Below are 13165 nucleotides of genomic sequence, written 5' to 3' on the forward strand. Positions count from 1 at the left end.
CTTAAAAACAGCGTTTTCAATATAGTTTTTCACAAAAAAGAAAGAGTTATTTTTTGCTTTCGATAATTTCAGCCAGCAGTTTTTTGGCGCGAAGCAATTTGATTTTGACGTTGCTCAAAGGTTCGTTGAGTTGTTCTGCAATTTCCTGATAACTCATTTCCTGAAAATAGCGAAGCTGAATTACTTCCTGATAATGCGGCTTTAATTCTTTAATGAATTGCAATAATCGGGATAAGTTTTGTTCTGTTATTAAAGCATCTTCAATGGATGGCGTAGTATCAGCAATATTATAAGCCTGATGGTCTTCCTCATCTGTGATTTCAACAAAGACAGTCGATTTCTTTTTGCGAAGCATATCAATATGAACGTTTTTGGCAATGGCAATCAACCAGGTGTTGAACTGAAATTCAGGATTGTAAGTGGCAATTTTATCAAAAGCTTTAGAGAAAGTTTCAATGGTAATATCTTCCGCATCGGTTTCGTTTTCGGTGCGTTTCAGCATAAAGCCATACACTTCATTCCAGTAATGGTCGAGCAAATAAGTAAAGGCAACCTGGTCACCAGTCTTCGCTTTTTCTATGTATGGATTTATCTCCAATGTACTGGTTTTGAGAAAGTATTAGTAACAAAAATATTCAATTGTGTAAAAATCAAAACGATTTCAATGATTGGAAACCAATACATTACGTCTTTCTCTTTTAGTTTTCCTGCTGCAAATCCCATCGTAATCCAGGCAAAAATATAGCGGAAACCAATGATACTTACCACAGCAATCCATTGAAATTGAAAGGCTAATAAAATGATTGGCAATAAAAGAAATAACAATTGCGAAACATAAAAAAGGCCCAACTGATTTCTGTCAAATAGTTTATAATGTTTGGCTGTCGAAACATGACGGCGTTTTTGGGTAAACCAATCTTTGAAAGACGTTTTTGGTTTGGAATAGGTGAAACTATCCGGTAAATAACAAACCGTTGTGTTCTTTTTTTCCGCTGCCTGATTGATAAACAAATCATCATCTCCGGAACGTATTTTCATATGATCCATAAAACCACGCACTTTGAAAAACTCTTCGCGTTTGTATGCTAAATTTCGACCAACTCCCATATAAGGTTTCCCAAGTTTTGCCCAGGAAAAATACTGCGTTGCCGTTAATAAAGTTTCAAACCTGATAATCTTATTCAGGAAGGAACCGCCAATTTTGTCATACGCACCATATCCTAAAACAATCGTTTTCTCCACCGTAAACTGTGAACTCATATTAGAAATCCAGTCTTTGGAAGAAGGCAAACAATCGGCATCGGTGAACAATAAATATTCATGCTTTGCTGCTTTAATCCCCAGCGTTAAGGCATATTTTTTATTTCCCCAAAAAGCTTCGTTGTTTTCTACTTTAACTAATTTAATGTTGGAATGCAGTTTTTCAAATTCTTCAAAAATATCCAACGTGCCATCACTCGAAGCATCATCAATTAATACAATTTCAAATTGTGGATAATTTTGTTCAACAAGCAACGGAATTAAATTTCTAACATTTTCTTCTTCATTTTTTGCGCAAACAATTACAGAAATCGGAATTCTTTTGGGCGTTCCGTTTTGTGGTTTAGCAAATGAAAATTTGCCAAAAACAACAATATAATAAAAGAATTGTATAACAACAATGGCAATAAATAGACAGAATAAAGTTAATAACATAGGCTTTTTCGACGTTTAAAAAGGATTGCAAATGTACAAAATCAATTATGAACTTTAGATTAAGAAAGCTGAAATTATTTCCTGTTTTTTCTCATTTCTTCAGCTACAGCAATTGCCTGATTGTCATTTGAGTTTTCCAATTTTGAAATGATAGTTTGGTAGTTTTTGTCGTCTCTATTTTGAGACAACTTTTTCTTGGCTTCGATAGCTGTAATTTCAATTTCAAACGAAACAATTCCGCGAGCCTGAAGCATTGTTTTCTTTGATAAATCTTCTACGCGAACAGGTTTCTCTGATTTTGCTTCGTATTTATTTACCAATCTTTTCAAGGCTTCAATGCTTTCTTCCAACGAATGAAGTTTGACTTTCCCGTAGACATGAACTGCAAGATAATTCCATGTTGGTACATTTTCATGGTCGTACCAGGAAGAAGAAATATAAGTATGTACGCCTGAAAAAACAGCTAAAATTTCGTCATTGGTTTTAAAACTTTCAGCCTGTGGATTTTCTCTTGAAACGTGTCCGACCAAAATTTGTTTTCCGTTTTTTTCTTCCAAAAGCAGTGGAATGTGCGTTGCCCAGAGCTTTCCATCCGTTTGATTGACTAAAATCCCAAACCCATTTTGATGAATGAAATTTTGGATGTCTTCCTGGTTTTCGTTTTTATAGAGTTCTGGAATATACATCTTAAATCACATTAACTTCCGCTTCAATCGCAATTCCGAATTCCTTTAAAATTGTCGCCTGAATGTCTCTTGAAACCGCTAAAATTTCCTGTCCGGTGGCGTTGCCATAATTCACCAAAACAAGCGCCTGATTTTTATGAATTCCCGCATCTCCAAAACGTTTTCCTTTAAAACCGGCTCTTTCAATCAGCCAGCCAGCCGGAACTTTGACTTCGGTTTCTGAAACTACATAATGCGGCATTTCAGGATGCAAAGCGTGTACCTTTTCGTATTGCGTTTTTGGTATGATTGGGTTTTTGAAAAAACTTCCGCTGTTCCCTAATTCTTTTGGGTCAGGCAATTTACTTTGTCTAATCGCAATTACCGCATTGGAAATATCTTTTAAAGTAGGAGTAACGACGTTTTGTTTCTCTAATTCCTTAGTGATATCACCGTACGAAGTGTTGATTTTATGATTGCGTTTGGTCAGTTTAAAAATCACTGATGTAATGATGAATTGATCTTTGGCTTCGTGCTTAAAAACACTTTCGCGATAACCAAAATGACAATTTTCCTTTGTGAAGGTTTTCATTACCTGAGTCGCAATATTCATCGCGTCACACGAAACAAAAGTATCTTTGATTTCAGTGCCATAAGCACCAATATTCTGCACCGGAGTTGTACCGACATTTCCCGGAATTAGTGACATGTTTTCTAAACCACCAAAGTTTTGATCAATCGTCCAAAGCACAAATTCGTGCCAGTTTTCGCCAGCCTGACTTTCAACCCAAACGTAATCGTCATCTTCTTTAAGGACTTTTTTTCCTTTCAAATCAATGTGAATGACCAAAGCCTGAATGTCTTGTGTCAACAGCATATTGCTTCCGCCACCAAGAATGAATTTTGGCTCCGATTGGTGTTCCTGCAAAATGGTTTTTAAATCTTCAACGGAATGAATAGCAACAAACTGTTTGGCTTTGGCTTCAATACCAAAAGTGTTGTATTTTTTTAGAGAGAAATTATTCTGAATTGTCATGCTCACAAAAGTAAGACAAAAGATTTTTTAAACGAACTTGCTATAGTAGTTTTTTTGCCATTTGTGAAGCATAAATATCGGCATGAAATAGGGTAGGATTTTGGTATTTCCTTTTCTGATTTCGGCAACCAATTTCTGGCCATCAACGTTTTCTAAAAACGGCATTTCAAAAATAGGGCTTTTGGCAAAGTTGTCTAATTCATCAACAAATCTCGGGAAACTCAACAAATAACTTCCCCAAGGCGCGCTGAGACCAATTTTTCTGAAATCAACAATTTCTTTTGGAAGTTTGTCTTCCATGGTAGTTTTTAAAATGAACTTTCCTTTCTTTCCGGTAAACATCCATTTGTCATCCAAGGTTCCCAAACCGGCAATTAATCGTTGGTCTAAGAACGGTTCACGGCATTCGATGGAAGTTCCCATAGTGCAGCGGTCATTTCTATCCAACAACGAACACATATAAGTATGTTGGTCAAAGTACAATGCCTGACGCTGAAGGCTTTTTGGATATAATTCCTGCGCTTCTTTTAATATTTGATAACGATATTCATTAGCTGGTTTTTGTTTATTTCCGTAAAACATATTAATGTCATCGGGATACACATTACAACCATTAAATATAACCAAATCAGAATTGTTATTTATTTTTGAATAGCGCAATAATTTATCATATCGTGGTCTTTTATTAAAAGTTTCAAACTTGCTAAGCTGCGAAATTACTTTTAATAAAGATGGATTTTTTAATGCTTTGTAGCGAACATAACCGCCCATTAATTCATCGGCGCCTTCGCCCGAAAGCAGTACTTTTACTTTTGGTTTGGCCAATTTTGCAATAGCCAATAAATGCGGTTCGTTAAGATGCATTAAAGGCTCGTCTTGGAAATAGGAGGTTTCAATCAGGTTTTGATACAGACTTTCATTTTCAAGCTTGGTATGATTGAAAGTGTAGCCATATTGATCGGTTATTTTTTTTGCCAAATGGTATTCATTGTGCTCTTCTTCGGAAAAACTGATGTTGAAGGTTTCAATTTTTTCAATTTTTTGCTCGTGCAATGAAGACAATATTGAACAAGAATCCAATCCGCCACTTAACAAAACACCAACGGCAACATCGCTGACCATTCTCAGTTTTACAGATTCAAAAAACGTTTCTTCAAACCATTTTTTCGGATTCAGAATTTGGGCATGATTTTGAATTTTTTCCTTTAAATTCCACCATCTTGTAGTTTTGTTTTTTCCTTCTTCATCAATAGTCATGTAATGTCCGGGCAAAATCTTTTTGATGTGCACAAACAACGTATTTTCTCCAGCCACAAATCGGTTAAAGAAATATTCTTCCATACCATCTTCAGAAACTTCTAACGGCACACCGGCAGCGAAAAGTGCTTTTTGCTCAGAGGCAAAATATAAAGTGTTTTGATGAATGCAGTAATACAAAGGTTTTACACCCATTCTGTCACGACAAAGCGTCAACTTTTTTTCCAGCGTGTCCCAAATCGCAAAAGCAAACATTCCGTTGAGTTTGTGCAGCATTTCCATGCCATATAACTCATAAAGCTTTAGTAAAACTTCAGTATCAGAACCCGATTTCAGTGCAATTCCTTTACTTTTTAATTCGGGATAAAACGATTGATAATTATAAATTTCTCCGTTGAATACAATTACGTATCTTCCGTCATCAGAAAAAAATGGTTGATGTCCTGCTGATGAAGTATCGATAATTGACAAACGTCTGTGACCCAAACCAATATTATTGTTGATATAAATGCCCTTGTCATCCGGACCACGATGCTCCAGAATGTCGCGCATTTTTACCAGCTGATTTTGATCAACCTGTTTATAATTTAAATGGAAAATACCATTGATACCACACATACAGTTACAGAGTAGTTGACTTGTTATTTATCAAATTGTGATACGCTAACGCAATTTTTTTCATATTGATTTTGTAGTTGGCATTCTCTTCTACAAACTTTCGATTTTGGGTTATCGCTTTTTTTGTAAACTCATTATTGAGAAATGCCCATTCCAATTCTTGGGCTAAATTAAACTCATTTTCGATACTGACAAGTATTCCGTTAACTTTTTGTTGTATCCAGCTTCTATTTCCGGGTAAATCACTTACAATGGGAAAGCAACCGCATGCCATTGCTTCAAAAAGTGAGGCTGAAACGCCTTCGGTTATTGGTGTGCTGATATAAAAATTAGCTTGCTGCAAATACCTTGGTATGGCATTATTATTAACCCTTCCGACAAAATCGACTTCATTTTCTATTTTCAATGCTGTAGCCAACAATCTTAATTTTCTTAATTCTGTTCCGTCACCAATGATGGTCAGTTTAAAAGGAATCTCACGTTGTTTAATAATTGAAAATGCTTTCAAAATCAAATCATGTCTATATTCCGGTTCCAAAGCACGAGTCACGACAGCATTTATCATTGTGTTAGCTGAAGCATCATTAAACTGAAAGAAATCCAAATTAATTCCTTTAGGCAAAATCATTACTTTGTCCATATTTACATGGCTTTCCTTCATATGTTCCGCCATAGTATTTCCCCAGGCATGAATTAAATCTGCCTTTTTGAAAGCATAATTTTGAAGTCTTTTTTTGAAAATATATAAAGGAGAATTATATGGCCATAAATCGTTGATGCCTTGCTGCGCAATTGCCACTGGTTTTAAACCCGAAATAGCAGCTAAATAACCATAACTGGTGGTTCGCTCCGCAATAACCATATCAGGATTGAATTTTTTGACAATGCTTTTTATGGTCAAAATCGCGTTGGCTAATTCAAAAAGTCTCATAATTCTGTTGATGCCGGTACTGCTAACGTGAAGTTCCCAAGTGACAATTTCGAAGTCGCCAAATTCCTTTAGACCATTCATCCAAGTAATAGCATCAGCGCGATAGGTTTCCCCAAGAAATAAAATTCTCTTTTTTGACATAAATGATTTATTCTTCGGTTTCTAAGGCACGTTTTAAAAAGTCATTCATCGGTTTTAAAACGATTAACTTTTCGGCTACGATTTTACTAAAATTTGGATCTAAAAATAATTTGTCATCAATCTTTTCAGATGCCGTAAAACTTTTCAATTTTAAAAACTCAATGGCAGGATGATTTGGGTCGAAATCTTTTGGTGCTTTCTTTAATGTATTATTTTCGTCACGGGTTAACGCGCCAAACTCTGATTTGAATTTTTTGTCGTTAACTATGGCTTCCAAATCTTCATAAAAAAAAGCAATTTCTTTTCTGATGCGTTTTAATTCATCCGGTTCAGGACACCAAACACCACCAGCGATAAAGGATTTTCCTTTTTCGAAATGAATATAATATCCCGGACTGTTTTTAGAGAATTTATTTTGGGTAAACCAAACACCCATATTGGTTTTATATGGCGATTTGTCTTTTGAAAAACGAATGTCACGGTTGATTCTAAACGTACAGTTTTTAACTTCCAATGGTTCCAATGATTTGTCCAAAGGTTTTAGGGCTGCCAAGATAGCCGCAATATAATTGTGATAATCTTTCTTGTAGTTTTCATACCTTTTCTTGTTGGCATGCATCCATTCGGTGTTATTGTTGGCAACTAAATCTTCAAGAAATTGGGCAGCTTCTTTGGTTATCATATTACAAATGTTTTTTTAAATCTTCTTCCGAAATATAGCCAACGTTTCGCCAAACTTCTTTTCCTTTTTCATAAACGATTATGGTTGGCAAACTGTCTAATTTCATTTGTTCTACGATGGTTTTGTTTTCATCAGCATCCAACTGCACGATTTTAATCCGTTCCTTCATTTCTGTTTGAAACTTCAAAATATAAGGATTCATTTTTTTACAAGGCGCACACCATTTAGCATTGAAATCAATCATTACTCTATCACCGGATTTTATTAATTCGCCATATTCCTGATCGCACATTCCAATGATTCTGCCACTTGGTTCTGAATTAGCATTGCCTAATGCTTTCCATTTCATAAAGCCACCATCAAGATTATAGATTTCCTTGAAACCCAATTCGGCCAATTTATCCGCAGCTTGCGAACTTCTTCCGCCAACTTTACAATACACAAAAATTGGTTTTGATTTGTCATAGGTTTTGGCTTTGGCAACAAAATTATCATCATTCCAATTCACATTTTTTGCATCAGCTATATGTTCGGCGCTATATTCTTCCGGAGTTCTAACGTCTAATAATTGCGGATTTTCATTTGCTTTCAACTTTTCAGCAAATGATTTTGCATCAACAGTTTGAATAGCTTTTGATGTTTGTCCCTGGCAACTTATAAATAGAAAACTCAAGAATAATAAGGAAATGAATTTTGATTGCATGCTTTTAAATTTTACACAAAATTACAAATTTGAGCGATACTAAAGATTAAAAATTTTATAAGTCTGATGTGTTGTTTTTACTATGTTTTCTGTGCGTTCAGGATGCGTATCGGAAATAAATAACTGACCAAATTCTTCATTGTTTACCATTTCAATTATTTTGCTCACGCGAAATTCATCAAGCTTGTCAAAGATATCGTCAAACAGTAAAATGGGTTTTTCGCCGCTTTGTTTTTTGACAAAATCAAATTGAGCCAGTTTCAATGCGATGAGAAATGATTTTTGCTGTCCTTGGGAACCAAACTTTTTAATCGGATAATTATCAATTTCAAAAGACAAATCGTCTTTGTGAACGCCAACCGAAGTATAGTGCAAAGCTCTATCTTTACTGATGTTTTCTTCCAATAAAGTCAAAGTATCTTTTTCAAACAAATCACTTTGATAAACCAATTGCACCGTTTCGGCCGAGTTGGTAATTTCACGATGGTAATTATTAAAAATTGGAATAAAATCTTTCAGAAACTTTTTTCGTTTTTCAAAGATGAATTGTCCAAGTGTGTTGAGTTGCTCATTATAAATAGACAAAGTATCGGTTTCAAAAACATGGTTTAGCGCAAAATATTTCAGCAAAGCATTACGCTGACTGATGATTTTTTGGTATTGAATCAATTGCTGTAAATACGAACTGTCCAGTTGCGATATAACCGTATCAATAAATTTTCTGCGGGTTTCGCTTCCTTCAATAATCAAATCGCTATCGGCAGGCGATATAATCACCAACGGAATAAAACCAATATGATCTGAGAACTTTTCATAAACTTTACCGTTTCGTTTCAGGACTTTCTTTTGTCCTTTTTTTAAACTGCATAAGATTTGCTCGCTTCTTTCGTTTTTTTCAAATTCACCATCAACCACAAAAAATTCTTCTCCGTGTTTGATGTTTTGCACCGCCAGCGGATTGAAATAACTTTTACCGTTTGCCAAATGATAGATAGCATCAAGGATATTGGTTTTTCCAATACCATTTTTACCCACGAAACAATTGATTTTGGTATCCAATTCGAAGGCGATTTCCGAAAAATTTTTGTAATTGAGTAATGAAATTCGCTTTAAAAACAATTTGGTTTTTGTTTAAAATTAATGCTCTAAACTTAAGAGGTGCAAATTATTCAAAAATATCCATAAAAATAGCTTTTAAATATGAATTAATTTTTATTTTTGCGCACACTAAATTAAAAATAAATGGCAACTTTTAACAAAAGAGGATATAAAGCACCAAAAGAAAAAGCAGAGAAATTAGACAATAACTACATTGAAGATGTAAATGTTGATGAAAAAGACAGCGCAACAGCAAAAGCATTTGATACTTTAGATCAATCGGCTTCGAGAGCTGAAGATTTTGTAGCCAAAAATCAAAAATATATTTTAGGATTCCTTACTATTGTGGCGCTAGCGACAGTATCTTATTTATTATACCAAAAATTTATTGCTGAGCCAAGCCAGGAAGAAGCAGCAAATGAATTATTTGTGGCGCAACAAAACTTTCAAAAAGCGGTTGATGCTTCGGGAACCAAAGCAGATTCATTATATAGTTTAGTTTTGAAAGGGTCTGAAGGGAAATTTGGAGTAGTGAAAATTGCTGACGAATATTCAGGAACTGATGCCGGGAATTTAGCGAACTACTACGCAGGAATCTCGTATTTGAATACTAAAAAATATGCTGAAGCGATTGCTAGTTTAGAGAAATTCAAATCGGATGATATTATGTTGAGCACTTTAGCAATTGGAGCAGTTGGTGATGCTTATGCGCAACAAAACAAGCAAAAAGAAGCTTTAGAGCATTATATCAAAGCAGCTGATGCTAACAAAAACGAATTAACAAGACCAAGGTATTTATTAAAAGCTGGTAAAACAGCATTGGTTTTAGGAAATAAAGCAGATGCTTTAAAGTATTTCAATGATATCAAAGATAATTACGAAGCAACTCCGGAAGCGCAAGCTGTTGATGCTTTGATTGGTTTAGCACAATAATTCAAAGAAAAAGTTTAGAAAAAGGATTAAGGATTGTATCTTTAATCCTTTTTTGTTTTTAAAAATAAATTTTATGGCAACTGCAAATAAGAATTTATCTAATTATGATAAAAATAGCCTTCCAAACGCGAAGGACTTTCGGTTTGGGATTGTTGTTTCAGAATGGAACGATCATATCACAAACGGTTTATATAATGGGGCAGAAGCTGCCTTGTTAGATTGTGGTGCCAAACCGGAAAATATTATCCGTTGGAATGTTCCCGGAAGTTTTGAACTTGTTTATGGCGCGCAGCGAATGATTGTTACGCAGGAAGTTGATGTGGTGATTACCATTGGCTGCGTGATAAAAGGAGAAACGATGCATTTCGAATTTGTTTGCGAAGGCGTAACCCAAGGCATCAAAGATTTGAATGTGCAAACCGATGTTCCTGTGATTTTTTGTTTATTGACCGATAACAACGAACAGCAATCCATAGACAGAAGTGGTGGCGTTCATGGAAATAAAGGAACCGAAGCCGCGATTGCCGCGATAAAAATGGCTGATTTAAGAAGGAAAACGAATTCATAATATTTGTTTTTCAATATAAAATAGAAGCCTATTCCATTGTGAATAGGTTTTTTATTTTTAGGCAGTTATTAACAACAAATCCGAATACTTTTTTATTAAATTTGCTAACTTCGGTTTTCCTACTGAATACTTATTACTGAACACTGAACACTAAAGAATGTCAAGCATAATTCAATTACTTCCCGATCATGTTGCCAACCAAATTGCTGCCGGCGAAGTAGTACAAAGACCAGCTTCTGTAGTTAAAGAATTATTAGAAAATGCTGTTGATGCCAAAGCAACCGACATAAAACTTATTATTAAAGACGCCGGTAAATCATTGATTCAGGTTATTGATAATGGACTTGGAATGAGTATTACCGATTCCCGTTTGTGTTTTGAGCGTCATGCTACTTCAAAAATTCGTCACGCGGAAGATTTATTTTCGTTGCATACAAAAGGGTTTCGTGGCGAAGCATTAGCTTCTATTGCTGCGATTGCACATGTCGAAATGAAGACCAAGCAGGAGCAGGATGAATTGGGAACGCACATCATTATTGAAGGCAGTAAGTTTGTTTCACAAGAACCTTCCGTGTTGCCAAAAGGCACTTCGTTTTCGGTTAAAAATTTATTTTTTAATATTCCGGCGCGACGCAATTTCTTAAAATCAGATACGGTGGAACAACGCTATATTGTTGATGAATTTCAGCGTGTCGCGATGGCGCATCCGAATATTCATTTTACGATGTATCACAATGGCAGTGAAATGTTCAACCTGCCAATTTCGAATTTCAGACAACGTATTGTCAATATTTTTTCGGGTAAAACCAATGAAAAATTAGTGCCGGCAAAAGAAGAAACCGAAATCGTAAACCTTCACGGCTTTATCGGAAAACCTGAATTCTCAAAGAAAAACAGAGGAGAACAATTCTTTTTTGTCAACAACCGATTTATCAAAAGTGGTTATCTGCATCACGCCGTTATGGCTGCCTACGAAGGTCTGTTAAAAGACGGTGCGCAGCCAAGTTATTTTTTATACTTAGATGTGCCGCCACATTCGATTGATATCAATATTCATCCAACGAAAACCGAAATTAAGTTTGACGATGAACATGCTTTGTATGCTATACTGCGTTCATCAATTAAACACAGTTTGGGGCAATTTAATGTAGCTCCTGTGTTAGATTTCGATAGAGATCCAAATTTAGATACGCCATATCAATATCAAAATAAAGAAGCTGAATATCCAACAATTCAGGTCGACCGTACTTATAATCCATTTTCAGAAGAGAAGCCAAATAAAGCTTTTGCATCTTCTTCCAATTATAAAAAACCGGAAGCGCAACCGAGTTGGGAAAGTCTTTATGTTGGTTTAAAACAAGCGGGACAAGAGATAGCCGAAATGACTTTTGAAAATGAAGCCGTAACTTCTTCGTTATTTGAAGAAAATGAAATGGAGCAGGAAGTTAAGCGAACCTATCAAATTCAAAAGAAGTATATCGTTAGCCCAATAAAATCGGGTATGGTTATTATCAATCAGAAACGGGCGCACGAACGCGTTTTGTATGAAGCCTTTTTGACAAGCATGACGGTGCATCAGGCATCAAGCCAGCAAATGTTGTTTCCGTTGCAGTTGTATTATTCGTCAGATGAAATCGAATTAATAGCCGAATTAAAATCTTCTTTGGAAAGTACCGGATTTATTTTTGAAGCGATTAACGAAGACAATGTGGTAATTTCGGGTTTGCCTGTCAATGTGACCGAAAGTGAAATTTCTATCGTTTTGGAAGAGTTATTGAGTGACTTGCATGATGGAATTCCGGATAGCAGTTTTAGTCAAAATGATACCATTGCCAAATCGATGGCCAAAAGTCTGGCAGTAAAAACCGGAACCTATTTAACCGAAAAAGAACAGGAAAATTTGGTGCACAATCTTTTTGCCTGCAAAGAACCGAATGTGTCACCATTTCAAAAACCAACATTCATCACGATGAGTGTGGAAGATTTAGATAAAAAATTCAGCGTATGATGCGAATGACCGATACTGTTAAGCAGTTACTTATTATCAATATTATATTTTATGTAGGTTCCAATATTGTTGGCGATGTAGCCTATCAATTACTTTCAGAATATTATCCAGGAAATTCCAATTTTAGGTTTTGGCAGCCATTAACTGCAATGTTTATGCATGCTCCAGTTTATGGTCAGGGAAGTTCAGCGGGAATTATGCATATTGTTTTCAATATGTTCGCTTTGGTTTCTTTTGGAGCTGCATTGGAACATTTTTGGGGAGCCAAGAAATTCATTTTCTTTTATATTTCCTGCGGATTAGGTGCGGCAGCGTTGCATACGGCGGTAAATTATTTCCAAATTCAATATGCTTTAGAGCAGCTTTCGAGTTTGAATTTTTCGAATAGCGATATCCATATTCTTTTAAGTACCGATTATAGCAGCGTTTTTGATGAAAAAGGGCAGATGGTAGCGAGTAAAGTGAAAACTATTTTAGATAATGCCCATTGTACACAAGAGCAGTTTAATATTTTGGCATCAGCAGTTCAAAATTTTCAATCGACTTCACTTGGAGCTTCCGGAGCTATTTATGGGTTGTTAACAGCGTTTGCTTTTATGTTTCCATCCGCAGAATTGGGTATTATGTTTATTCCAATTCCGATTAAGGCTAAATATTTTGTGCCGGGAATAATTGCAATCGATTTATTTTTAGGCTTTAGAGGAAGTTCTCTTTTTGGTGCCGGCGGAACTGGAATTGCCCATTTTGCCCATGTTGGTGGAGCATTAACAGGTTTTGTAATGATGTGGTATTGGAAACGAAATCAGTTTAATAAAAACCGTTGGAATTAA

General features: G+C 35.5%; 13 protein-coding genes. 4 read left to right on the forward strand and 9 right to left on the reverse strand.

Translation table 11 applies throughout. The features are described 5' to 3' along the window. Positions 1 to 46: 46 nt before the first annotated feature. From GS03_RS08250 to recF, 9 genes are all read right to left on the reverse strand, one after another. The gene (locus tag GS03_RS08250) at positions 47 to 598 is read right to left on the reverse strand and encodes an RNA polymerase sigma factor (protein WP_136152065.1); all 552 of its coding nucleotides are present in this window, start codon (positions 596 to 598) and stop codon (positions 47 to 49) included. Then, on the reverse strand, positions 589 to 1695 hold the full coding sequence (locus tag GS03_RS08255) for a glycosyltransferase (RefSeq protein WP_136152066.1): 1107 nt from the start codon (positions 1693 to 1695) through the stop codon (positions 589 to 591). The genes GS03_RS08250 and GS03_RS08255 overlap by 10 nt, the downstream gene beginning before the upstream one ends. Positions 1696 to 1769: 74 nt before the next feature. Continuing rightward, a complete protein-coding gene (locus GS03_RS08260) occupies positions 1770 to 2381 on the reverse strand; it encodes an FMN-binding negative transcriptional regulator (protein ID WP_136152067.1) in 612 nt (203 codons plus the stop codon). 1 nt (position 2382) lies between these two features. Beyond that, positions 2383 to 3396 (reverse strand): UDP-N-acetylmuramate dehydrogenase, encoded by a 1014-nt coding sequence (gene murB, locus GS03_RS08265; RefSeq protein ID WP_136152068.1) that lies wholly within the window; start codon positions 3394 to 3396, stop codon positions 2383 to 2385. Between the two features lie 27 nt (positions 3397 to 3423). Then, on the reverse strand, positions 3424 to 5271 hold the full coding sequence (asnB, locus tag GS03_RS08270; protein WP_136152069.1) for an asparagine synthase (glutamine-hydrolyzing): 1848 nt from the start codon (positions 5269 to 5271) through the stop codon (positions 3424 to 3426). A 4-nt stretch (positions 5272 to 5275) separates the two neighbouring features. Continuing rightward, on the reverse strand, positions 5276 to 6343 hold the full coding sequence (locus GS03_RS08275) for a glycosyltransferase (RefSeq protein ID WP_136152070.1): 1068 nt from the start codon (positions 6341 to 6343) through the stop codon (positions 5276 to 5278). 7 nt (positions 6344 to 6350) lie between these two features. Continuing rightward, entirely contained in the window at positions 6351 to 7025 is a 675-nt protein-coding gene (locus GS03_RS08280) for a DUF2461 domain-containing protein (RefSeq protein ID WP_136152071.1), read from the reverse strand. 1 nt (position 7026) lies between these two features. Then, positions 7027 to 7728 carry a rhodanese-like domain-containing protein gene (locus tag GS03_RS08285; RefSeq protein ID WP_136152072.1) on the reverse strand — a complete coding sequence of 234 codons (702 nt, stop codon included), beginning with the start codon at positions 7726 to 7728 and terminating at the stop codon, positions 7027 to 7029. Positions 7729 to 7767: 39 nt separating this feature from the next. Next, on the reverse strand, positions 7768 to 8847 hold the full coding sequence (recF, locus tag GS03_RS08290) for a DNA replication/repair protein RecF (RefSeq protein WP_136152073.1): 1080 nt from the start codon (positions 8845 to 8847) through the stop codon (positions 7768 to 7770). Between the two features lie 123 nt (positions 8848 to 8970). Between recF and GS03_RS08295 the strand changes: the two genes are divergently transcribed. The 4 genes from GS03_RS08295 (at position 8971) to GS03_RS08310 (ending at position 13165) form a co-directional block, all read left to right on the forward strand. Next, a complete protein-coding gene (locus tag GS03_RS08295) occupies positions 8971 to 9759 on the forward strand; it encodes a tetratricopeptide repeat protein (protein WP_136152074.1) in 789 nt (262 codons plus the stop codon). Positions 9760 to 9832: 73 nt separating this feature from the next. Then, positions 9833 to 10327, forward strand: coding sequence for a 6,7-dimethyl-8-ribityllumazine synthase (ribH, locus tag GS03_RS08300; RefSeq protein ID WP_136152075.1), 495 nt, complete (start codon positions 9833 to 9835; stop codon positions 10325 to 10327). A 157-nt stretch (positions 10328 to 10484) separates the two neighbouring features. Further along, positions 10485 to 12335 carry a DNA mismatch repair endonuclease MutL gene (mutL, locus tag GS03_RS08305; protein ID WP_136152076.1) on the forward strand — a complete coding sequence of 617 codons (1851 nt, stop codon included), beginning with the start codon at positions 10485 to 10487 and terminating at the stop codon, positions 12333 to 12335. Further along, positions 12332 to 13165 (forward strand): rhomboid family intramembrane serine protease, encoded by an 834-nt coding sequence (locus GS03_RS08310; RefSeq protein ID WP_136152077.1) that lies wholly within the window; start codon positions 12332 to 12334, stop codon positions 13163 to 13165. Before mutL ends, GS03_RS08310 begins: the two co-directional genes overlap by 4 nt.

It is taken from the genome of Flavobacterium sangjuense, assembly GCF_004797125.1.
GTDB classification, from domain to species: domain Bacteria; phylum Bacteroidota; class Bacteroidia; order Flavobacteriales; family Flavobacteriaceae; genus Flavobacterium; species Flavobacterium sangjuense.

Coding starts and splice junctions, on each gene's coding strand:
- GS03_RS08255 (WP_136152066.1), bottom strand. CDS start 1,695: ATGTTATTAACTTTATTCTGTCTATTTATTGCCATTGTTGTTATACAA.
- GS03_RS08260 (WP_136152067.1), bottom strand. CDS start 2,381: ATGTATATTCCAGAACTCTATAAAAACGAAAACCAGGAAGACATCCAA.
- murB (WP_136152068.1), bottom strand. CDS start 3,396: ATGACAATTCAGAATAATTTCTCTCTAAAAAAATACAACACTTTTGGT.
- asnB (WP_136152069.1), bottom strand. CDS start 5,271: ATGTGTGGTATCAATGGTATTTTCCATTTAAATTATAAACAGGTTGAT.
- GS03_RS08275 (WP_136152070.1), bottom strand. CDS start 6,343: ATGTCAAAAAAGAGAATTTTATTTCTTGGGGAAACCTATCGCGCTGAT.
- GS03_RS08280 (WP_136152071.1), bottom strand. CDS start 7,025: ATGATAACCAAAGAAGCTGCCCAATTTCTTGAAGATTTAGTTGCCAAC.
- GS03_RS08285 (WP_136152072.1), bottom strand. CDS start 7,728: ATGCAATCAAAATTCATTTCCTTATTATTCTTGAGTTTTCTATTTATA.
- GS03_RS08295 (WP_136152074.1), top strand. CDS start 8,971: ATGGCAACTTTTAACAAAAGAGGATATAAAGCACCAAAAGAAAAAGCA.
- ribH (WP_136152075.1), top strand. CDS start 9,833: ATGGCAACTGCAAATAAGAATTTATCTAATTATGATAAAAATAGCCTT.
- mutL (WP_136152076.1), top strand. CDS start 10,485: ATGTCAAGCATAATTCAATTACTTCCCGATCATGTTGCCAACCAAATT.
- GS03_RS08310 (WP_136152077.1), top strand. CDS start 12,332: ATGATGCGAATGACCGATACTGTTAAGCAGTTACTTATTATCAATATT.